The 19,656-nt window shown below is 39.9% G+C and carries 18 protein-coding genes; 9 read left to right on the top strand and 9 right to left on the bottom strand.

Translation table 11 applies throughout. The features are described 5' to 3' along the window. Positions 1 to 28: 28 nt before the first annotated feature. The 3 genes from IE199_RS15545 to IE199_RS15535 all read right to left on the bottom strand — a co-directional run bounded on the left by IE199_RS15545 (position 29) and on the right by IE199_RS15535 (position 4,864). The gene (locus IE199_RS15545; protein WP_189772333.1) at positions 29 to 1,093 is read right to left on the bottom strand and encodes a choice-of-anchor A family protein; all 1,065 of its coding nucleotides are present in this window, start codon (positions 1,091 to 1,093) and stop codon (positions 29 to 31) included. A 131-nt stretch (positions 1,094 to 1,224) separates the two neighbouring features. Continuing rightward, complete coding sequence (prsT, locus tag IE199_RS15540) at positions 1,225 to 3,975, bottom strand: XrtA/PEP-CTERM system TPR-repeat protein PrsT (RefSeq protein WP_189772331.1); 2,751 nt, start codon at positions 3,973 to 3,975, stop codon at positions 1,225 to 1,227. A gap of 145 nt (positions 3,976 to 4,120) precedes the next feature. Continuing rightward, entirely contained in the window at positions 4,121 to 4,864 is a 744-nt protein-coding gene (locus IE199_RS15535; protein WP_229854763.1) for a 3-deoxy-D-manno-octulosonic acid kinase, read from the bottom strand. Positions 4,865 to 4,919: 55 nt separating this feature from the next. On the opposite strand from IE199_RS15535, the gene IE199_RS15530 reads away from it, so the two are divergent. Next, entirely contained in the window at positions 4,920 to 5,990 is a 1,071-nt protein-coding gene (locus IE199_RS15530) for a glycosyltransferase family 9 protein (RefSeq protein ID WP_189772329.1), read from the top strand. An 8-nt stretch (positions 5,991 to 5,998) separates the two neighbouring features. On the opposite strand, the gene IE199_RS15525 is transcribed toward IE199_RS15530, so the two are convergent. Next, a complete protein-coding gene (locus tag IE199_RS15525; protein WP_189772327.1) occupies positions 5,999 to 6,517 on the bottom strand; it encodes a GrpB family protein in 519 nt (172 codons plus the stop codon). Then, the gene (gene waaA / locus IE199_RS15520) at positions 6,514 to 7,809 is read right to left on the bottom strand and encodes a lipid IV(A) 3-deoxy-D-manno-octulosonic acid transferase (RefSeq protein ID WP_268245327.1); all 1,296 of its coding nucleotides are present in this window, start codon (positions 7,807 to 7,809) and stop codon (positions 6,514 to 6,516) included. The genes IE199_RS15525 and waaA overlap by 4 nt, the downstream gene beginning before the upstream one ends. A gap of 74 nt (positions 7,810 to 7,883) precedes the next feature. Here waaA and IE199_RS15515 point away from each other — a divergent pair, with 74 nt between their 5' ends. Further along, positions 7,884 to 8,696: an alpha/beta hydrolase gene (locus tag IE199_RS15515; protein ID WP_189772323.1), complete on the top strand. Its 813-nt coding sequence runs from the start codon at positions 7,884 to 7,886 to the stop codon at positions 8,694 to 8,696. A gap of 22 nt (positions 8,697 to 8,718) precedes the next feature. Here IE199_RS15515 and IE199_RS15510 read toward each other — a convergent pair whose 3' ends face one another. Further along, complete coding sequence (locus IE199_RS15510) at positions 8,719 to 9,147, bottom strand: Lrp/AsnC family transcriptional regulator (protein ID WP_189772321.1); 429 nt, start codon at positions 9,145 to 9,147, stop codon at positions 8,719 to 8,721. 209 nt (positions 9,148 to 9,356) lie between these two features. Between IE199_RS15510 and kbl the strand changes: the two genes are divergently transcribed. The 4 genes from kbl to glpG are packed head-to-tail and all read left to right on the top strand — an operon-like array spanning position 9,357 to position 12,789. Continuing rightward, positions 9,357 to 10,565 (top strand): glycine C-acetyltransferase, encoded by a 1,209-nt coding sequence (kbl, locus tag IE199_RS15505; RefSeq protein ID WP_189772319.1) that lies wholly within the window; start codon positions 9,357 to 9,359, stop codon positions 10,563 to 10,565. Between the two features lie 2 nt (positions 10,566 to 10,567). Next, positions 10,568 to 11,593, top strand: a complete 1,026-nt coding sequence (tdh, locus tag IE199_RS15500) for an L-threonine 3-dehydrogenase (RefSeq protein ID WP_189772317.1) — start codon at positions 10,568 to 10,570, stop codon at positions 11,591 to 11,593. A 30-nt stretch (positions 11,594 to 11,623) separates the two neighbouring features. Beyond that, a complete protein-coding gene (gene glpE, locus IE199_RS15495; RefSeq protein ID WP_189772315.1) occupies positions 11,624 to 11,929 on the top strand; it encodes a thiosulfate sulfurtransferase GlpE in 306 nt (101 codons plus the stop codon). 11 nt (positions 11,930 to 11,940) lie between these two features. Next, positions 11,941 to 12,789, top strand: coding sequence for a rhomboid family intramembrane serine protease GlpG (gene glpG, locus IE199_RS15490; protein WP_189772306.1), 849 nt, complete (start codon positions 11,941 to 11,943; stop codon positions 12,787 to 12,789). On the opposite strand, the gene IE199_RS15485 is transcribed toward glpG, so the two are convergent. Next, a complete protein-coding gene (locus IE199_RS15485; RefSeq protein WP_189772578.1) occupies positions 12,786 to 13,166 on the bottom strand; it encodes a flagellar basal body-associated protein FliL in 381 nt (126 codons plus the stop codon). The genes glpG and IE199_RS15485 overlap by 4 nt on opposite strands. Before the next feature lie 150 nt (positions 13,167 to 13,316). Here IE199_RS15485 and IE199_RS15480 point away from each other — a divergent pair, with 150 nt between their 5' ends. Both IE199_RS15480 and ubiA read left to right on the top strand, forming a co-directional pair. Further along, positions 13,317 to 13,898, top strand: a complete 582-nt coding sequence (locus IE199_RS15480; RefSeq protein WP_229854759.1) for a chorismate--pyruvate lyase family protein — start codon at positions 13,317 to 13,319, stop codon at positions 13,896 to 13,898. Further along, positions 13,895 to 14,767, top strand: a complete 873-nt coding sequence (ubiA, locus tag IE199_RS15475; protein ID WP_189772304.1) for a 4-hydroxybenzoate octaprenyltransferase — start codon at positions 13,895 to 13,897, stop codon at positions 14,765 to 14,767. Before IE199_RS15480 ends, ubiA begins: the two co-directional genes overlap by 4 nt. Before the next feature lie 71 nt (positions 14,768 to 14,838). On the opposite strand, the gene plsB is transcribed toward ubiA, so the two are convergent. Together plsB and IE199_RS15465 are read right to left on the bottom strand one after the other, a co-directional pair. Next, on the bottom strand, positions 14,839 to 17,274 hold the full coding sequence (plsB, locus tag IE199_RS15470) for a glycerol-3-phosphate 1-O-acyltransferase PlsB (protein ID WP_189772302.1): 2,436 nt from the start codon (positions 17,272 to 17,274) through the stop codon (positions 14,839 to 14,841). Between the two features lie 96 nt (positions 17,275 to 17,370). Then, entirely contained in the window at positions 17,371 to 18,633 is a 1,263-nt protein-coding gene (locus IE199_RS15465; RefSeq protein WP_189772300.1) for an acyltransferase family protein, read from the bottom strand. A gap of 136 nt (positions 18,634 to 18,769) precedes the next feature. Here IE199_RS15465 and IE199_RS15460 point away from each other — a divergent pair, with 136 nt between their 5' ends. Next, entirely contained in the window at positions 18,770 to 19,636 is an 867-nt protein-coding gene (locus tag IE199_RS15460; RefSeq protein WP_189772298.1) for a LytR/AlgR family response regulator transcription factor, read from the top strand. Positions 19,637 to 19,656: the final 20 nt, after the last annotated feature.

Here is a 19,656-nt window from a genome sequence, read left to right as displayed (position 1 = left end):
TTTTTATTTTGAATTTAAGCTCTACCGATTAAATGGCGAATTGCTCTTGTTTGTTTACTTTAAAGCTCTGTAATTTAAATTTACGCATAGCTATTATCACTATCGCCATAACAAACAAAAATACTGTTGGTGCTTCAGGAACTTTAGTTGTACCACCATCTACAGGGTCAAATGGGTTGTAGTTAATTTGCATATTCCCTTGCCATGACTTGCCAATAACTTGACCCCAGATAACTGAACTGTTTGCGATAATATCGGCATTCGGCGCGAGTACGGTGCCATATAAATCAGAATTTAAATGTAATCGGTTTGCATCAGCAAAATTGTATAAAAGCTGTACAGGTGGTTTGTCGTAGTCATTTTTACCACGAAAATAACCATCTATTGGATTGCTGTAATCGAATCGGTTGTTATTGTTAGTTAAAAATACACGTGATTGTGTGAAATTAACCGATGTACTTTCGGTATTTGAAACATTAAAAATAAACGTTGAGTTATCCGCCATGCCATCAGTGTTAATTAACCATGTTGAGGCGAACATATCTTGGGTAACGTTAAACACGTAAACACCATCAGTAGGAACAACATCTGGATTAACTGTAAACTCTAGTGCCCAACCGTGGTCTGTTACTGCATTATGTGCAGTGCGTGCTGCTAAATTTGCCGACAAGCTTTCTAAATGGGAAAAAGCAGAATCGAAATTAACCGGCAAAGTTGTGCTGTTTTGTGTTACTTGGCCAGTACCATTAGGGCCACCAGTTAATTCACCACCGAGTACTACATCACCAGCGACAATTTGGGATTGCGATTGGTAAACGTTGAAATTTCCTGAGCCTGTTTTATTGATATCGCCACCAACAACTAGGCTTGGACCAGAGCTCATGCCATGATCTAAAACGTGGGTACCAATATCGTAACCACCGTTAACATATAAATTACCACCAACAGCGACTTTACCTTCTACATCTGAAGAAGTTACACGGTAGTTTTCTTTTATAAATGCGTTGTATTGACTAGCTTGTCCTAGGTCAATGGTATCAGCGAAAGCACAAGTGCTAACCACTAATGCTGAAATTAGTGCTAATAGGCGCATAAAACTTCTCATACATCTTTGAAAAAAACGGCGCGCATTCTACCATGTTGGTGAAAAAATGACAGCGTTGTCTTATGTTAATTTTATGTTTATATCGTAATTTGGTTATACGGTTTAACTGCCTTTTGATGCTATTTTACTGTTAGCAAGTGCTGTATGGCAGAGAGCAGATGATGTTCAGCATTTAATCGTTGCGCATTTAATGCAGTTTGCTTCGCTTCATCTAATCGTCCGAGCTTTTCTAGGGTAATGGCAAGATGATAGTGATAGGTTGCTTTTGTGCTATCTCGAGATATGGCTTCGCGCAAATAACTTAACCCTTGTTCTGGTTTATTTTGTAACACTAAAGTCCAACCGAGCGTATCATTAATCGGGGCAAAATTAGGCAATAGTTGATGAGCTTTATAAGCATATCGAGAGGCTTTTTTTAGATCGGTGCTTTGATAAAGTGCAGCGAGGTTGTTTAAGAACAGCGGCTGGCTGTTAACTTGAGGGTAACTTTCCAAAATCTTAATCGCTGCAGTAATATTTCCAGACTTTTCAAATAGGGAGGAAAGCTGCGCTGTAGCCCAAGTATCTTGTGGGTTATTAGTCAACCAAATACTAAGCAGTTGTTGTAATTCGTCTTTTTTGTTTAAAGCGGCGTATAGTTGTGCCAACAGCTGCAAATATTTGCGCGAAGCACTATCTGAGTATAGTGACTCAAGTAGAGGCAATGCTGCTGCTTGCTGTTGTTGAGCCATTAGTGAGTATATTTGCAATTCTAACCAAGCTTGGTTTTTGTCATCTCCCTGTAACGCTTCAGACACTGCTTGATCGACAGCAGCATAATCTTCACGGATCAGTGCTAATCTAGCATTCAGATAATCATTGGCATGCCCACTGAGATCAGACGCCCTTTCAATAGTTTTTGCAGCCGCCTCATCGTCACCAAGATCTAATTGTAATGATGCTACATGTTCGAGTTTGATTATCTCGTCATAAACCAAGCCAAACAAAACTTTTAGTGTTTTTTTAGCTTTGTTGATGTCACCTTGTTGCTTTTCGAGTTGGCTTCGAGCAAGCAAATATTCTTGATTAAAGGGATCGATTTTTTTTAGCTGTTCTGCGGCTCCTTGTGCTAGATCCAACTGGTTTGTCGTTAAATACAAAGAAAGCAAGGCGCCTGTCGTTTGCTTATTGTCACGTATAGATTCAGGCAAACTCATCAGTAACTTTATTGCTAATTGATGTTGCTGTTGAGTAATCGCTAAATCGGTATAAAGTTGCAACACATCGGCGTCTTCTGGATAAAAGTTTAAAATATGTTGATAGTATGATTCTGCCTGTTTTAATTTCTGTTCGTTTAAACTAATACCTGCCAATGCTAATAATGCAGGTCGAAATTTCTCATCTAACACTATTGCTTGTTTGAACAGTGCGATTGCGTCTTCGCGTTGGCCAATTTTCAACGAAAGCTCGCCAGCCAGTTGCAATACTTCCACTTTATTAGGGTAGCGATTTAATAAATCTTGGCTAATTATAGTGGCTTGTTGATAATCTGCTTGCTGAAGCAAGACAAAACCCAATAAGGTTTTTGTCGCCAGTGAATCTGATTGCTGACTCAAAAGGGCTTGTGCTTGTTGATATTCGCCTGCTTCGATCAGTGCCGCAATATATTGCTCTTTAACCAGTTGATTTTCTTTATGCTCTTGATAGGTATTAGTGACAAAAGATAAGTAGTCATGAGGTGAAAGCGTTTGTTTGAAAATAGCACTAGCGAGCAGCTGTACTTCTACATCATCTTCGTTGATATCCAATGCTTTATTGATATGAAATTCTGCTTGTTTAACATCGTTTTCACGTAATGCTATTGTGGCAAGATGACGTCGAACAATCAGGTGTTCACCATAATTTTGTAGGTATCGTTGCAGCTGAATACGTGCTTGCTGAAAATTACCATTTAAAAAATCGACGCTGCTCGACAGCAATAACACATTTTCTTCACTGCGTTGCTGATCAGACAAGCCTAATATTTGCTGTTGAATATCGGCTAAGATTTGTTTCCCTTGAGTACTATCCCCTTGCAACGTTAATAACGAAGAATGTAATAACTTAGCATAAGGATCATTGGGGGCTAGTTGACGTAACTTTGTTGACAATAAAAGCGCGTCATCAAGTTGATTTTGAGCAAGTAAAACACTGGCTTGACCAAACAGGGCTTGTTTGTTGTTTGGTTCACTCGCCAGAATACTCTGGTATTGGTTGGCTGCATCTTGGAATTTTTTTGTTTCTTTAAATAGTTCAGCTCTTAACAATAATGCCGGAGTGTATAACGGTGAGACTAACAAAGCTTGATCTACATATTGTCGCGCTTTTTTGACATCACGCTGTTGGTAGAATAAATCTGATAATGCCGTTAACGTCTTAATGTCCTTGCTATTGATAGCAAGTGCTGACTGATAAGACTCTTCAGCTGACGCTAATTGATCAAGGGCTTTGTAGGTATTGCCTTGTAACAAATAATATTGAGCGTCGCGCGAGAGGTGTTGATATTGCTCAAACAGGCTCAAAGCCTCTTGAGGTTTGTTCAACAGCAGCTTAGTGTCAATCAAAGGTAGCACCACAATATCACTATCGGCGCGCAAATTGAGCGACAAAGTAAGTTCCTTTTCTGCTGCGTCAATTTTCCCTTGCTGTAATAAGGTTTTTCCTAATAAAAGCCGAGCAGGTAAATAATTTGGATTTTCCTGAATACTGTTTTTTACAACAATTTCAGCGTCAGCAAACTTCTGCTCATTAAATAGCGCTAATGCCTTTTCGTAATGGCTCAATGTCGCCTCTGCGAAACAAGCCTTGCTGACTAAGATCAAGGAAAAAACTAATACACTAAGCTGTTTCATGGTCAATATCTCACCGGCACATTATTCACATGGAAAATAGGCCGAGCATTATACGTAGATGGTCTATTAGAGCATAGATGAAATTTGCAGTTGTTATAGCCTTTAGCTAATGGACAGCGAGTATTTATTAAAAGTCCGTATTATCTTAAAGGCTTAAATATCCTTCCATCAGCGTTGCCCAGTTTTCCTTCTGCCAGTGAAAGTTAGCTAGTTTTTGCTGTTCCTTATTAAAAGAGCGCAACAATCTTGTCATGTTGGCTTGTTGCCAGGCTTGTTGTGGCGAACGTATCTCACCTTGGTCAAAATCAATAACCCACACTTTTAAGTTGTCATCGAGCAAAATATTATGTGCGTTTAGATCATGGTGATAAATACCATGATCGTGAAACTGTTTGATGCAAGCGCCGATACTGAGCCATACCTGATCATCCAGTTCGCGATCTTGTAAGATTGCGACTAAATCTTTAGCGTGACCAATGCGAGCCGTTAGAATATCGGCTTGATAACTTATCCCAGAACGAATCACACGATAGGCGATAGGTTTAGGCGCTGGTAACTGCAGCTGATTTAGGTGTTTCAGCAAGTCAAATTCTTTTGCTGCTCGTGTATTTTTCAGCCCCGTATATAAGTAGCTATCGTGAATTATCTTACCGATTAACCCACCTCGATAATAATGCCTTAGTACCCACTCTTGAGATTGGTATTTAACAAAGTAAGTGGTGCCACGCCCCTGAGCGGTAGTGATCACCGCATTATTTTGTTGCCAGTATTGCGGACTTAACATGTCGACTGAAAAGTTTTTAATGCTATTGCTGTCATATTGACCAGAAATTTGACCAAGGGTGAAATCTTTTTCCTGACAGGGTTTTACAATTGTGTTTGGGTTCAAGATAATACTAGCCAATCTATCGATTTTAATAATGTTATATTGTGGTGAATCCTTTATGTCGGGTCAATTAACTGCGCCAAAAACTTTGTGTTTATTACGTTTGTCTGCCATTGGTGATGTTTGTCATGCCACTGCGATGGTGCAACAAATTCAACGTCAGTGGCCAAGTATCAAAATTACTTGGGTGATCGGTAAAGTTGAAGCCGCTATGTTAGAAGGTTTACCGGGGGTTGAATTTGTCGTCTTTGATAAATCGGCAGGTTTGCAGGGCTATCGCGATTTAAAACGTCAACTTTCAGGTGTTACCTTTGACGTGCTTTTACATATGCAGGTTGCACTTCGATCTAGCTTAGCCAGTTTGTGTATTTCGGCAAAAACTAAAATAGGTTTTGATAAAGCGAGAGCTAAAGAAGGCCAATGGTTATTCACTAACAAACGTGTTGCGCCTATGGAGCAACCACATGTACTGGATGGCTTTTTAGGTTTTGCTCAAGCGCTAGGAATAAAAACCGAAAAGCCAAGTTGGCAAATGCCAATTCCTGATGACGCACAGCTATGGGCGAGTGAAAAATTAGCTGGCGACAAACCGATTGCCGTGATTTCTCCAGCAGCCAGTAAAGCTGAACGCAATTGGCATGTCGAAGGCTATAGCGCCATTGCTGAGCACTTATCTGAACGTGGCTTTCAGGTCGTTATTTGTGGCGGCCCTACAACGGCTGAAAAATTATTAAGTGAAGATATTGTTAGTCATTGTAAATATCCGGTCATCAATTTAGTTGCAAAAACATCACTAAAACAGCTATTGGCGGTTTTAAAGTTAGCACATTTAGTTATTGCACCTGATACTGGGCCTGCTCATATGGCCGTCACTGTAGGCACGCCGGTAATTGGGCTTTATGCACACTCAAATCCACATCGCACAGGGCCTTATTATTACCAACAATATGTGGTGAGCTGTTATCAGCAAGTTGTTCAGCAACAATATGGAATGCCTGTGTCAAAGTTACCTTGGGGTATACGCGCTAAGGGGAGCACTTTAATGAATGGTATTAGTGTTACTCAGGTTAAAGATAAAATTCGTCAACTTATCGCAGACCACTACCCTGAATATGCATCTGAGGAATAAACCTTATTTCAATTGGTATTATAATCTCTCAACGCTAGAACCTGTTGGATAAACTCGGTTTTAGCGATTGAATACTGATCTCTATCATTAGCAAATTGCACTGCTAATTTTTGCTTAAGTGATTGATATTGAGTTTTTAGTTCAGCCGATTGGCGTAGCTTGTCTCGAAAGAATAACCTGTCATGCCACAGCTTAGAGTTGAGTGGAATTAAGTGTAAATGGAATTCCCTATTGGCTGGACTTGGTTTACAAAACCAGTGCATTTGCTCCGTTTTGTAGGGCGCATAGCAATAGTTTAGATTAGTTAATACGTTAATCATAAACTTTGAAGCAGTTAAACTTTCTACCCCTATCATAATATCTATCGTGGGTTTTGCCATCAGGCCTTCTACGGCTGTGCTACCTACATGTTCGATCGGCCCAACAAGGTGATCAGTTAACACGAGTTCAAGTGCCGTTTTTTCTTTTAAAAACAGAGTACGCCATTTTGCTTGGTGTTCAACTAACTGGATTGTTTGCTCAATCATGACAAAAATTTATCTAGCGCATCGACGGTTTTTTGGCTGGCTCCTTGATTCATCTGCACTACTTTATAGGCTGCCGCACCAAGTAATTGCTGCTTATCTTTATCGTTCAATAATAAATTAACGGCTTGTGTTAATTGGGCTGACATTGGTGTGTTGATTGCGCTATCAAGTTGGATAATAGCGTGATGATTTAACATTTGCTGATTAATAAAGCTAAAGTTTTTCATGTTAGGGCCAACGATCACCGGTTTTTTAAATAGTGCTGGCTCTAATGGGTTGTGGCCGCCAATGGCAGAAAAACTCCCCCCCATAGTGACAATGTCTGCGATACCACAACAAGCTAACAGTTCGCCCAAGGTATCAATTAGCCAGATGTCAGTGGTGTCAGTGACTGAATCTTCGTTACTACGTTTGGCCACTGCAAAGCCATGTTCAATGCATAATCGGTGAACCTGTTCGAATCGTTCAGGGTGCCTTGGTACTAACATCATTAATAACGAAGGCTGCAGTTTTTTAAGTTCTTTAAAGCTATCAAGCACTAAGGTTTCATCACCTTCGTGAGTACTAGCGACTAACCAAATAGGATGAGATGAATGTAAAGAATCATTAAGTGCAGCAATTTTATTGTTTACATCATCGGTTAGCTGAATATCAAACTTTAAATTGCCCGATATATTTGTTGTAGATGTGTTGGCGCCTAATGCTAAAAAGTTGCTTTGATTTTCGCTACTTTGTGTCCAAATCTCACTAAACTTTTGCAAACTGGCTGAAATAAGCCATGATAGTTTTTGGTAACTCTTCATGGATTTATCTGACAACCTACCATTGATCAGCTGCATTGGAATGCCTCGGTTGGCACATTGAGCAATCAAGTTTGGCCAGATTTCCGTTTCCATTAAGACTAATACTCGTGGCTGTAATTGCCTTAAAAATAGCCAAGTGCAAGGCCAAACATCTAGCGGTAAGTAACAATGTTGTACGCGAACGCCAAATAACTTTTGAACTTGTGCTGAACCCGTTGGTGTGAAGGTAGTTAAAGTGACAGGTATATTCGGATACTGGTTAAGAATGCCATTGATGTAGGCTTTTAAAGCAATTACCTCTCCAACACTAGATGCGTGAACCACTATCCCGTGTCGCTTCATTGGACTAGTTAACACGCCTAATCGCTCTAGTAATCTTTTACGATAGTCAGGGTTGTTTTTTGAGCGAATAATTAAAGCCAACAATAAAACCGGCAACAGGCACAAAAAGAAAACTCGGTATAAAAATAAACTAATAAAGGCGCGCAAAATAACTGGGTCAATTAATAAAAAATGTAAGTATACTGTAGTTAAAGTGGTGAATTAACCCTAGGATAAAATTAATGATTCAGCAGAAAATTAATAAGCGTTGGTATTCATCTATTCTTACCGTCTTTTTCTTGGTGTGGCAAAGTCCACTTTATGCTCAAACCAATGAAGTTGTTGAAGAGCAAAAAGAGTCGCTAAATAGTGTCAAGGTTATGGGAAAAGACGGTTTTATGCTAAATGCGCAGTATTTCGCCGGTAAAACTAATGCCGCGGGTGTTCTGCTACTGCACGGTTGTGATCACAGTCTTGCTAGTTATGAAAAATTGCTTCCGTTGATTGCTGCAAAAGGGTTGCACGCACTAGCTGTAGATTTTAGGGGCTTTGGTGGCAGTGTTTCACAAGAATTTAATCACCTTAATATAAAGCGACTTTCTAAAGATTTAGCGACCTATCAAACAGAAGTTTCAGCGTTACAGGCGTTTTGGCGCGATGATGTACTTGCCGCTCAGCAATTTATTCGAGAACGCATTGAAAAAGATCAAGAGCTGGCGGTGATTTCCATAGGTTGTTCTGCGGCACAAGCAATAGATTTAGCGCAAAACTCTCGTATTAATGCCTTTGTCATGATTGCGCCATTGTTAAATTACATGCAAAAAGAGTCTTTTAAGAACTTGATTGATATCCCAACCTATTTTTTAGATTCGGTTTATCACAGCTCATATCAAACCTCTCAAGAGCTATTCAACTGGAATGGTGATTCTCGCAGTATATTTCAAACACATAAAGGTAGCCGTGACGGCCACTCTATTTTAAACAGTAAAAAATATACCGCTGAACATATTGCAATATGGCTTGATGATACGCTCAACAGTGGACATCAAAATTAGCCTTTTATTGTCAGAAGTTGGCTTAGCGCTCAAACATAGTGTCGAGAATAATTGCTGAGTTAGTGCGTTCAACACCTTCTAGTGAGCAGACACTGTTTAAAATATTACTTAACGTTTCAAGCTGTGCCGCCTCAATAGTTACAAGTAGATCATATTTTCCACTGATTGAGCAAATTCTGCTGATTTGTGGAATTTTCCTTAATGCTATACAGACATGTTGCCTGAGGTTAGGGCTAACGGTCAGCGATACGTCGGCAGTGACTAACTGGTCACTATAGTCATTTCCCAAAACAACGCTATAACCTTTGATCACTTGATTGTTTTCAAGCTTAGTTAAACGATTTTGTACCGCAGTGCGCGAAACGCCTGTAGCCCTTGCAATATCTGAAATACTGGCCCTTGCATTACATCGCAATATAGATAATAACTCTTCGTCTTTAGCTGTGATCATAACTGAAATAACTCATGTAAAAACAAAATGGACATATATGCATGTCAAATTGAACCTTATGGGTGTCATATTGTGATTATTTTATGACGGTTTTAATCGTAGTGTCACTTTATTTCTGAATTGAACTAGGCTGATAATATCGCAAACATAATAATAGCAACTTAAATGTTTAATTGAGTTGGTATAACTAAAACATCTGAGGATTCATTGTGACGACATCAGCATCCACAACTAATTTTTATGGTCATCTTGCAGAGCAACTACAACAAGTAGAGCAAGACGGTTTGTACAAGAAAGAACGTATTATCACAACGGCACAACAAGCAAAAATTGCTGTTAGCACGGGTGACGAGGTCATTAACTTTTGTGCTAACAACTATTTAGGTTTAGCCAATCACCCAAGGTTGATTGACGCCGCTAAACAGGGATTAACCGATCACGGTTTTGGCATGGCATCGGTAAGATTTATCTGTGGTACACAAGATATTCATAAAACCTTGGAGCAAAAACTGTCTTCATTTTTAGGCATGGAAGACACTATTTTGTACTCTTCATGTTTTGATGCTAACGCAGGTTTATTTGAAACTTTACTTGGCCCTGAAGATGCGATTATTTCAGACGCTTTAAACCATGCTTCAATTATCGATGGTGTTCGTTTATGTAAAGCTAAGCGCTTCCGTTATGCCAACAACGACATGGCTGAGCTTGAAGCCCGTTTACAAGAAGCAAATGAAGCTGGAGCTCGCTTTAAGCTGATTGCAACTGATGGTGTATTTTCGATGGACGGTGTAATCGCTAACTTAAAAGCGATTTGCGATCTTGCCGATAAGTACGGTGCTTTAGTGATGGTTGACGACTCTCACGCTGTTGGCTTTGTTGGTGAACAGGGTCGAGGTAGCCATGAGTTTTGTGATGTGATGGGACGTGTTGATATTATCACTGGTACCTTAGGCAAAGCGATGGGTGGTGCTTCAGGTGGTTACACTTCTGGCAAAAAAGAAGTGATTGATTGGTTACGTCAACGTTCTCGTCCTTATTTATTTTCTAACTCATTAGCACCAGCTATTGTTAACGCGTCAATTGAAGTGATTGACTTGTTAGCTGAGAGTGGCGATTTAAGAGCTAAACTAAAAGACAATGCAACCTACTTTAGAACACAAATAGAAGCAGCTGGCTTTACTTGTGCAGGTGCTGACCATGCAATTGTTCCTGTGATGTTATTTGATGCAAAAGTTGCTAGCGCTATGGCTGACCGTCTATTGGCTGAAGGTATTTATGTAATTGGTTTCTCTTTCCCTGTTGTACCTCAAGGTCAAGCTCGAATTAGAACACAAATTTCTGCTGCTCATTCTAAAGAGCAACTAGATAAAGCGATTGATGCCTTTACCCGTATTGGTAAAGAAATGGGAGTGATTTAATCATGAAATCTCTATCAAAATTACACCCTAAAGAAGGGATTTGGATGACCGATACGGCTAAGCCGACATTGGGTCACAATGACTTACTTATCAAGATTAAAAAAACCGCTATTTGTGGTACCGATATTCATATTTATAACTGGGATGAATGGTCACAAAAGACTATTCCTGTGCCAATGGTGGTCGGTCATGAATATGCAGGTGAAGTGGTTGGCATTGGTCAAGAAGTAAAAGGTTTTGAAATTGGAGACCGTGTTTCTGGTGAAGGTCACATTACTTGTGGTCATTGTCGAAACTGCCGAGGTGGTCGCACACACTTGTGTCGTAATACTGTTGGTGTAGGTGTTGATCGCGAAGGCTGCTTTGCTGAATATTTAGTGATTCCTGCATTTAATGCGTTTAAATTACCCGATGAAATTTCTGATGATTTAGCCGCAATTTTTGACCCATTTGGCAATGCCGTACATACCGCTTTATCTTTCGATTTAGTGGGCGAAGACGTTTTGATCACAGGGGCTGGTCCAATTGGTATTATGGCGGCAGCAGTGGCAAAACACGTTGGTGCTCGCCATGTCGTGATCACAGATGTTAACGAATACCGTTTGGAGTTAGCTAAAACCATGGGGGCGACTCGTGTGGTAAATGTTGCCAATGAAAAACTTTCAGATGTTATGCAAGAACTTGGTATGACTGAAGGTTTTGATGTTGGTTTAGAAATGTCAGGGGTGCCTATGGCATTTACTGATATGCTGGAAAACATGAACAATGGCGGAAAAATTGCCATGTTAGGTATTCCTGGTAAAGAAATGGCGATTGATTGGTCGAAAGTGATTTTCAAAGGACTTACCATTAAAGGAATTTATGGTCGCGAAATGTTTGAAACTTGGTATAAAATGGCAAGCTTGATTCAATCAGGATTGGATTTGACGCCAATTATTACACATCAATTTAATATCGATGATTTCCAACAAGGTTTTGATGTGATGCGTTCTGGCCAATCAGGTAAAGTTATTCTTAACTGGGAGTAATACATAGTGAGTGCACTAGGTTTTAAACATATGAAAATTAACGAATTACGTCAACTTCTGGCCGATGAAAGCCATGTGGTTGTTGATATTCGAGACCCTGCTTCTTTTCAGGCGGGTCATATACCTGGTGCATTTCATTTAACCAATGAAAACTTGCCTGACTTTTTAAGAGATGCTGATTTTGACGCGCCAACGGTGGTTTGTTGTTATCACGGTATCTCTAGTCAACAAGCCGCACAGTTTCTTATCGGTCAAGATTTTACTGACGTTTACTCTCTTGATGGTGGTTTTGTTGAATGGCAAGCTCTTCACCCTGACACAGTTGAAGCAGGTTAATTTAACCTGCTATGTCTGATTCACATTTAACGCCGCTAGTTAACATTAATCAGCACAATATTGCGTTGTTGTTTAGTCAATATTTGCGCAGCCAAGGCATTGCGTCGAAGGTTGAAGAACAACAGCAAGAATTTGTTGTTTGGTGTGATGTTGAGCACTTAGAACGAGCTCGACACCTCTTTGCACAATTCATTGAAAACCCTCATGACGACAAGTATCAACAAGCTGCTTGGGATTCGTCGGAGTCTGTTAGTGTTAAACCATTAAAATCGGGAAATATTGCAAGTTTTCGCCAACAGTTTTTAGCACATGCCGGCTGGGTTACCTTATCTATTTTTGCGTTATGTTGGCTAGTATATATTGTCAGTGTGTTCGGTTTTGCAGAGTCGATATTTTTTAAGCTGCGCTTTTTCTCACCATTATCTGTAGAGCAGTTATTTGCAGAACCACTGAGATTAATTGGCCCAGCGTTTTTCCACTTCTCACTACTGCACATTGCATTTAATACGATGTGGTGGTGGCAGTTAGGGGGAGCGATTGAACAACGTATTGGCAAGTGGGAATTAATTCAGCTGTTTTTAATTTCTGCCATTTGTTCTAACTTAGGGCAATATCTGGCTTCTGGTCCAAACTTTGGTGGGCTTTCTGGTGTCGTGTATGCCGTCGTGGGTTATGTTTGGTGGGCAGGATGGCTGGCACCTGAAAAAGGTTTATCTATATCAAAACCCGTGATTGGTTTTCTAATGGTATGGTTGCTTTTGGGTTATGCGCAACTACTACCCATCAATATGGCCAATACTGCGCATTCCGTCGGTTTAATTTCTGGTTGTATACTTGCTTGGATACGTTTTAAGCGTTAGTTATCAAGCCACTGAGTAAATAGCAATTTTTTAATTAGTGGCTTACCTGTTTCTTTGGTCAGCAAATTTTTGACTTTCTCTTCACACAAACGTTGAATTTCTTGTCTGCCATTAATTGATTTAATCTTTGCTTCTGGTTGTTGGCCAATAATGGTAATAATAGCATCACGTAAAAGTGGTGCGTGATGTTCAACCGCTTCATAGTTGGAAGAATCTGAAATCATCAACTCAACAGAGAGCCTAACGTAGCCCATTTTCTTTTTCACAGCGACATAATTGGTCACTATTTGTGGTTCGAATCCATAATAAGCATAGTCTGCTGCTTTACTAGAAGAGAAGGGTAATAAAAACAAGACTATAAGAACGACTTTGTGCATCATCAAACTAAACCTTTGCCACGTGTAATGTTTCCTTATCGGCATCTATTGTAGCGATATTAGCTAAGATTTACATTTTTATTTATCGATTTTGCGCGATCATTTTTGATATCATAGCTGAGGCTGTAGTAACGCGAGAAAGTAGAGGTAATGGTAGATAAGCAACACAAATTGTTTCCGGTAGGCATGCAAGCCAATTGGTGCTCGGAAGGTGCATTGGCCTTAGCTCCGCAACTAAAAGATTGGTTGTTAGATCCGGGGTCGTTAACTGCTCGCTTATCAAATCTCTCCAAGTCGTTTCGTGTCCAAGTGTTAGGGCAGTCTGTTCAACACTGTACTATTGAAGAATCCAATCAAGATATCCCCCCTGGCGAACCAGTTTTAGTTAGAGAAGTATTATTGCTGTGTAATGATGTTCCTCAGGTATTTGCTCGTAGTTTATTACCCTTAGCTTCGTTAACCGGTGAGCAGCAACAACTTGCCACACTAGGTAGTCAGTCTTTAGGGCAAGTATTGTTTAATCATGCAAATTTAAAGCGCAAACGAATTGAAGTAGCAAGTTTTGATAGTCAATCGAGCGTTACGCAGCTGGCGAAAGAATTAAAATTGTCGATTGAACATAATTTGTGGGGCAGGCGCTCGGTTTTTATTATTGATGATAAACCACTGATGGTTGCTGAAGTGTTTTTACCTGATTCATTTGCATATCAAAACATTATGGTGAATGCATGAACCAAGCAACGTTAACCTGGCGTGAAAAATGGGTAGCCGTTAAACAGTTAACTCGCATGGATAAACCCATAGGTACTTATTTGTTGTTATGGCCAACCATGTGGGCATTGTGGATCGCAGCTGATGGCTGGCCGTCATTTCATCTCTTGTTTGTTTTTTGTGTCGGTGTTTTTATTATGCGTAGCGCCGGCTGTGTTATTAATGACTTTGCCGACCGTAAGGTCGATGGTCATGTTAAACGTACTGCACAAAGGCCTCTTGTTGCTGGAACAATTACCGAAGAACAAGCGCTAAGCATATTCGCCTTTCTCATTGGTGGTGCACTGTCTCTTGTCTTAACGTTATCCTGGTTTACGATTCAGCTTTCGGTCGTTGCCTTATTGTTAGCAGCCAGTTACCCCTTTATGAAGCGCTATACCCATTTCCCACAAGTGATCTTAGGTGCCGCGTTTAGCTGGGGTATGATCATGGCCTTTGCTGAGGCCCGTGGTGAGGTACCAGCAGAGGCGTGGTTATTATTTATCGCCAATCTTTTGTGGACTGTTGCCTACGATACTATGTACGCAATGGTTGACCGAGATGACGATATGAAAATAGGTGTTAAATCTACAGCCATATTGTTTGGTCAATATGACAAACGCATCGTTGGTTTTTTACAAATGATGACGCTTGCCACGCTATTCACTGTGGGCGAAATGATGGCATTTGGTTGGCCATTTCAGCTAAGTTTAGTGATTGTAGCGGGCTTTTTCTGCTATCAGCAAATGATCATTGCACAGCGCGATAGACATGCTTGTTTTCGCGCATTTCTCAACAATCATTGGGTTGGTTTAATTGTTTTTCTTGGTATTTATATCGAGCATATGTAATACCAAGCAATTAAATATTGAATTGCTTGGTATAGAGCAAACCTTTGATGACTTGCTCTGACCATTTCTTTTTAACGAACGATGTTTTGTAATACCGATATATCGACTAAATTGGCGACGTTATTTTTAATACAATCTAGTGTTGAACTCGGGACTAAACTGCCTTTGTCATCAACCATTAGATAATCAAGTTCTTTTAAACTGTTTATCAAGGTAAGTTGTGCTTTCTTATCAATAAACTCAGGGGCGTTAATATTGTTAACGACTGATAGGCGTTTCGCTATCGCCACCGATTTTTCACCTAAATCGTTTTTACTGATAGGCGATAAGCGTGATGATAAGGTAGTAACAATTGCCAAACGTTGTAATGTTTCATCGGCAACTTCACCCATAACCTGAACAAAACTTCTGGCTTGCATATCACTGCTTAATGACCAAAACTGCGCTTTACTGGCTTTAGCGATTTCATGCTGCTCTAGATAAGTGAGTACTTGGTCAACTTGTGCTTGTACGTCGTGCTCATCTTGCCATAAAAACAAATCTTGGCGTAAAACTTTTACCAGTTTAATGACTTGGATTTTAAGCTCATCCTCATTAATTTTTGCGGTTTTATCCAGAATACGACAAACCAAGGCAGGTAAAATATAACTGTGCAAGATGTTATTACGGTAATAACGCATTTCTAATGCAGCGAAGTCACTTAAGGAGATAATATCACCTAGGCTGTCGTGATCTATGGTCACCTTTCTAAGTTTAATGACATCTTCTAATAACTCAGCACCTGATTGTTTAGGAATGGTGAGTTGCTCACTGTAAGGAGCACTTCGTTGTATCGCAAGGAAAAAATCCAACTGTTGAATTAAGTCGTGTTTTGATAACGCCTTGTTGTCTGTCGCATGTAAGATAGTTGCTACCAGTGATACGCCATTAATTGCCGCACACTTGTTGATATTCGTCATCACCTGATCCGCTAACACATTAACGCTGGGTGTTAACCAACTTGGTTTTTGTGGATCGATGGGATCAATATCTTGTTTCCAATCGCTAACTTGCTCGGTTAAAAATTGATTAATGTTGATCGGCGTACCAAAGTTTACAAAGCCTTTACCATAGTTACGCAGGTTTTTAATCGCTTTTACTACACCAAGTGCTGATTCTTTTTGTTTTTTACTGCCACTAAGTTCTTTGTAGTAACTGCCAACTTCCATCACATGCTCATAACCTAAATACACAGGTACTAAGGTTAATGGTCTATCTATGCCCCGCAACAAACTTTGAATGGTCATTGCCAGCATGCCGGTTTTAGGCTCCAGTAGTTTACCTGTTCGACTGCGGCCGCCTTCGGAGTAGTATTTAACGGCATAGCCTTTTTCAAATAGTAACCCTAAATACTCTCTAAAAATGGTTGAGTACATGCGGTTACCTTTAAAGCTGCGGCGGATAAAAAATGCGCCTGCTTTTCTGAATATAGGGCCAGCTGGCCAAAAGTTTAAGTTGATCCCGGCAGCAATTCTTGGTGTCACTAACCCTTGTTGATAGATGATATAGGTCAGTAATAAGTAGTCCATATGACTTCGGTGGCAAGGTACATATATTATTTCATGCCCTTCATCGGCCAACTCTCTTAACGCCGCGGCATTATGTACTTCAATACCACTATATAGACGATTCCAAAGCCAATGTAGAACACGTTCACCAACACGGATCATACCTTCGCGATAGTCGCCAGCAATTTCATCCATAATGGCCAGTGCTTGTTTGCTCATTTCAGCTTCACTAACACCTTTTGATTGCGCTTCATCACTAATCAAACGGGCAATGGCTGGATTCTTCAACAAAACCTTGAACATCTGCTGACGGTTCATCAGCCTTGGCCCTGTTGCTGCAATTTTTTGACGATAAAAATGTGCGCGTGCTACTCGCAGTAACTTTCGTGCAGTATTGTCATCTGTGCCGTGTTTGTCAGCCAAATAGCGTACTGACAACGGTTCACTGAAACGCACTAGGGTATTTCTACCTAAAAACATTACGATAAAAAACTTTTTCAACCAACTAGGCGATTCTTGTTCGGCAATAACTTCACGAACGTTGGTAGTAGGCTTTTCTTTTGAAGGTTTGCGTCCCCATACAATATTGGCGGGAATAATTTGTGCTTGAAGCGCGCCGTTTTTTTCATGTGCTTTGAGTATCGAAAGCCCTTGCTGCATTGCCGTTGAAGGCTTGGCTTTGCCGATCAGTGGCTTAGGTGTTTCAATACAAATGGCACGTTCATAAGATTGTCCGTTGATCATCACAGTGGACAGAGGGTCGGGAAAATTCAGCTTTTTACAGGCTTTTTGTAGCGCAATTAAATCACTTGCCGATCTATGTCTGACAATATAAAAAACAGGTTGCTCATCGTCGCTTGATATACGATTAAATACTTCATCGGCAACAATGCGACAATGAACCCATAAATTTACTGGTAGTTTTAATAGACGATAGAAAATACTTCTTAGCGCTAACATCAATTTTACTCGTTTTTATTCGAACGCTTAGTGTAGCATTATTCGTCTAAATTGTCCTACGCCTGAACCGTTAGCGTTAGGCATAGGAACACGAGGTTAAATAAGGCGTAAAATAAGTGGTGAAATTACGATTGCGCTTGCTATAAAACCAATTCTGGTCAGTTTTTTGGGGTATTGCTTTTGTAAAGTTAAACCAAAAAAAGGTCGCAAAAACTCGCTTCGTCTTATAATTTCAAACCCTAAAAAGCATAAACAGATGGTAGACAGTACTAGCAAAAATGACTCAATCGTGCCACCTAATGTCAGCTGTGTAAGGTAATAGCCAGTAACAACAATGATCGTCTGATGCAATATGTAAAAAGGGTAAACAGCGTCGTTAAAATATCGCAAACTAGCGGACGTTTTTTGTGCTAAAAATCGAGTGCAAGACATAATCACCAACAAACCGATAACTCGAGCAATTGCATAGAGAATCATCCCCAATTGGATGATGATTTCCGGCACTTGTTTATCATGTATGACGTCTAGCCAATAAAGGTTGTAAAAGCCAATAAAGCAAAATGACACCATTACATAGCTAAGCCCAAGGGGTTTAAATGCATGATGAAGTTTTTGCCAATGGCCCTGATGCCAACCGAGTAAATAGCCGTAAAGTAAAAATGTGAAACCAAGTGGATATCTAGCGGTGTCCATGGGCCAAAGCAGCTGGATAAGGGCAATTGGTATCGTTAAGCTCAATAATGTAATTGCTCCATGTGTTTGAGCTAGCCAGTCTGTTAGCTGTTTTATAAATTGGCTGTTAAGTACGGGCATTAATATTAATAAATATAAAGAGTAGTACCAAAGTGAGCGCAGGTACCACAGGTGATTGACGTCTATGTGAGGCCATATTCCATATTGATAGTTGCTAAATATCTGGTGATTGTCGCTGAAAAAAGCGTGTAAAAACTGCCAATAATTCATAGTAATTTCGGCTTTGGCGGTCATTTCGATATACAACTGTGGCGGTACAACAACCAAAATGCCAAATAATAATGGCAGTAGTAAACGATAACTGCGTAAAGCAATGTAACGCCAGCAACTAACCTTGGCTAAAATAAAACGAATCGCAATACCCGAAATAAACCAAATAGCTGGCATACGCCAAGGCTCAACAATGAGTAAAATACTTTCTAGCCACTGATAGTTGTATTGGCTTTTTGCGTGCCAGCCCCAGTTTTGTACGTAAAACATACCAATATGATGAATAATCAATAACGCAAACAAAAGAATTCGTAACCAATCTAGATCATGACGCCGTGCCGGCATGTGCACTTTATCCGGTGGCACAAATATATTTGTAAATTTTTTAAGGATCATAACTTACTTCCCTTGATGTTGAATCTTGTTATGATGAAGGTTGCAGCAGAATAAAAAACTCAAATTATCTTAATAAACAATGACTAGGGATAAGCGGTGGCTATGAGGGATAAAATAAAATGAATAGAAGGGTGTCATGAGTAAGTTAACACATTTTCAGCAATATAAATTGCGTTACGAGATCTTGTTTCTCAGCTGTTATTTACTGATCAATAACACTTTAAATGCCACATCAGTCATCATGGAAGCAAAGCGCAGCGACGCACAGATTAATTTCATGTTATGGGAGCCTTTTATTTGGGAATACACCAGTGCGATCAGTACACTGCTTTTAATACCCGCTATTGTATGGTTTATTAATACTTTTCCGATCAACTGGCAGCAAATCAAACGAACGATATTGATATATTTTTGCGCTTCGGTTGTTTACTCATTTGCACACGTTGGCGTTATGGTTGGACTTCGTGAAGTTATTTACGCCCTGACTGGCGGTGACTATAACTTTGGGCAGTTTTGGTTTGAAATGTTTTATGAATATAGAAAAGATGCTTGGGGTTTTATCTTTTTTATCGGCATTATTCACGCGTATCGTTTCATTTTAAGCCGAATTCACGGAGAGGCTAACCCAATAACAGAAGGTGAAGATAATAGTGAACCATCAACAAATGCAAAAAGTTTGGATCGCTTGTTAGTTAAAAAACTAGGTAAAGAGTTTATTATTAAAGTGGCTGATGTTGAGTGGTTAGAATCTTCTGGCAACTACGTCAATCTGCATATTGGTGGCAGAGTTTATCCGTTTCGCACAACAATGAATGTCATTACTCAACAACTGATTGATAAAGGCTTTTGCCGCATTCATCGTTCCCATGCAATTCGCCTTGATGCCATTGAGTCGATAACACCGTTAAGTAGTGGTGATAGTGAGGTGAAACTTCTTTCTGGAAAAGTATTAAATCTATCAAGACGCTATAAAGAGCAATTTAAAGCGCAATTAGAAGGTTAGTCGGCCTATATGCATGATGT

This window comes from Thalassotalea marina (genome assembly GCF_014656435.1).
Classification (GTDB): Bacteria; Pseudomonadota; Gammaproteobacteria; order Enterobacterales; family Alteromonadaceae; genus Thalassotalea_C; species Thalassotalea_C marina.
This window is presented reverse-complemented; position numbering and strand designations above follow the sequence as displayed.

Bases quoted from the DNA above. Each gene is read 5' to 3' on its own strand.
- IE199_RS15545 (WP_189772333.1), bottom strand. From the start codon at position 1,093: ATGCGCCTATTAGCACTAATTTCAGCATTAGTGGTTAGCACTTGTGCT.
- prsT (WP_189772331.1), bottom strand. From the start codon at position 3,975: ATGAAACAGCTTAGTGTATTAGTTTTTTCCTTGATCTTAGTCAGCAAG.
- IE199_RS15530 (WP_189772329.1), top strand. From the start codon at position 4,920: ATGTCGGGTCAATTAACTGCGCCAAAAACTTTGTGTTTATTACGTTTG.
- IE199_RS15525 (WP_189772327.1), bottom strand. From the start codon at position 6,517: ATGATTGAGCAAACAATCCAGTTAGTTGAACACCAAGCAAAATGGCGT.
- IE199_RS15515 (WP_189772323.1), top strand. From the start codon at position 7,884: ATGATTCAGCAGAAAATTAATAAGCGTTGGTATTCATCTATTCTTACC.
- IE199_RS15510 (WP_189772321.1), bottom strand. From the start codon at position 9,147: ATGATCACAGCTAAAGACGAAGAGTTATTATCTATATTGCGATGTAAT.
- tdh (WP_189772317.1), top strand. From the start codon at position 10,568: ATGAAATCTCTATCAAAATTACACCCTAAAGAAGGGATTTGGATGACC.
- glpE (WP_189772315.1), top strand. From the start codon at position 11,624: ATGAAAATTAACGAATTACGTCAACTTCTGGCCGATGAAAGCCATGTG.
- glpG (WP_189772306.1), top strand. From the start codon at position 11,941: ATGTCTGATTCACATTTAACGCCGCTAGTTAACATTAATCAGCACAAT.
- IE199_RS15485 (WP_189772578.1), bottom strand. From the start codon at position 13,166: ATGCACAAAGTCGTTCTTATAGTCTTGTTTTTATTACCCTTCTCTTCT.
- IE199_RS15480 (WP_229854759.1), top strand. From the start codon at position 13,317: ATGGTAGATAAGCAACACAAATTGTTTCCGGTAGGCATGCAAGCCAAT.
- ubiA (WP_189772304.1), top strand. From the start codon at position 13,895: ATGAACCAAGCAACGTTAACCTGGCGTGAAAAATGGGTAGCCGTTAAA.
- plsB (WP_189772302.1), bottom strand. From the start codon at position 17,274: ATGTTAGCGCTAAGAAGTATTTTCTATCGTCTATTAAAACTACCAGTA.
- IE199_RS15465 (WP_189772300.1), bottom strand. From the start codon at position 18,633: ATGATCCTTAAAAAATTTACAAATATATTTGTGCCACCGGATAAAGTG.
- IE199_RS15460 (WP_189772298.1), top strand. From the start codon at position 18,770: ATGAGTAAGTTAACACATTTTCAGCAATATAAATTGCGTTACGAGATC.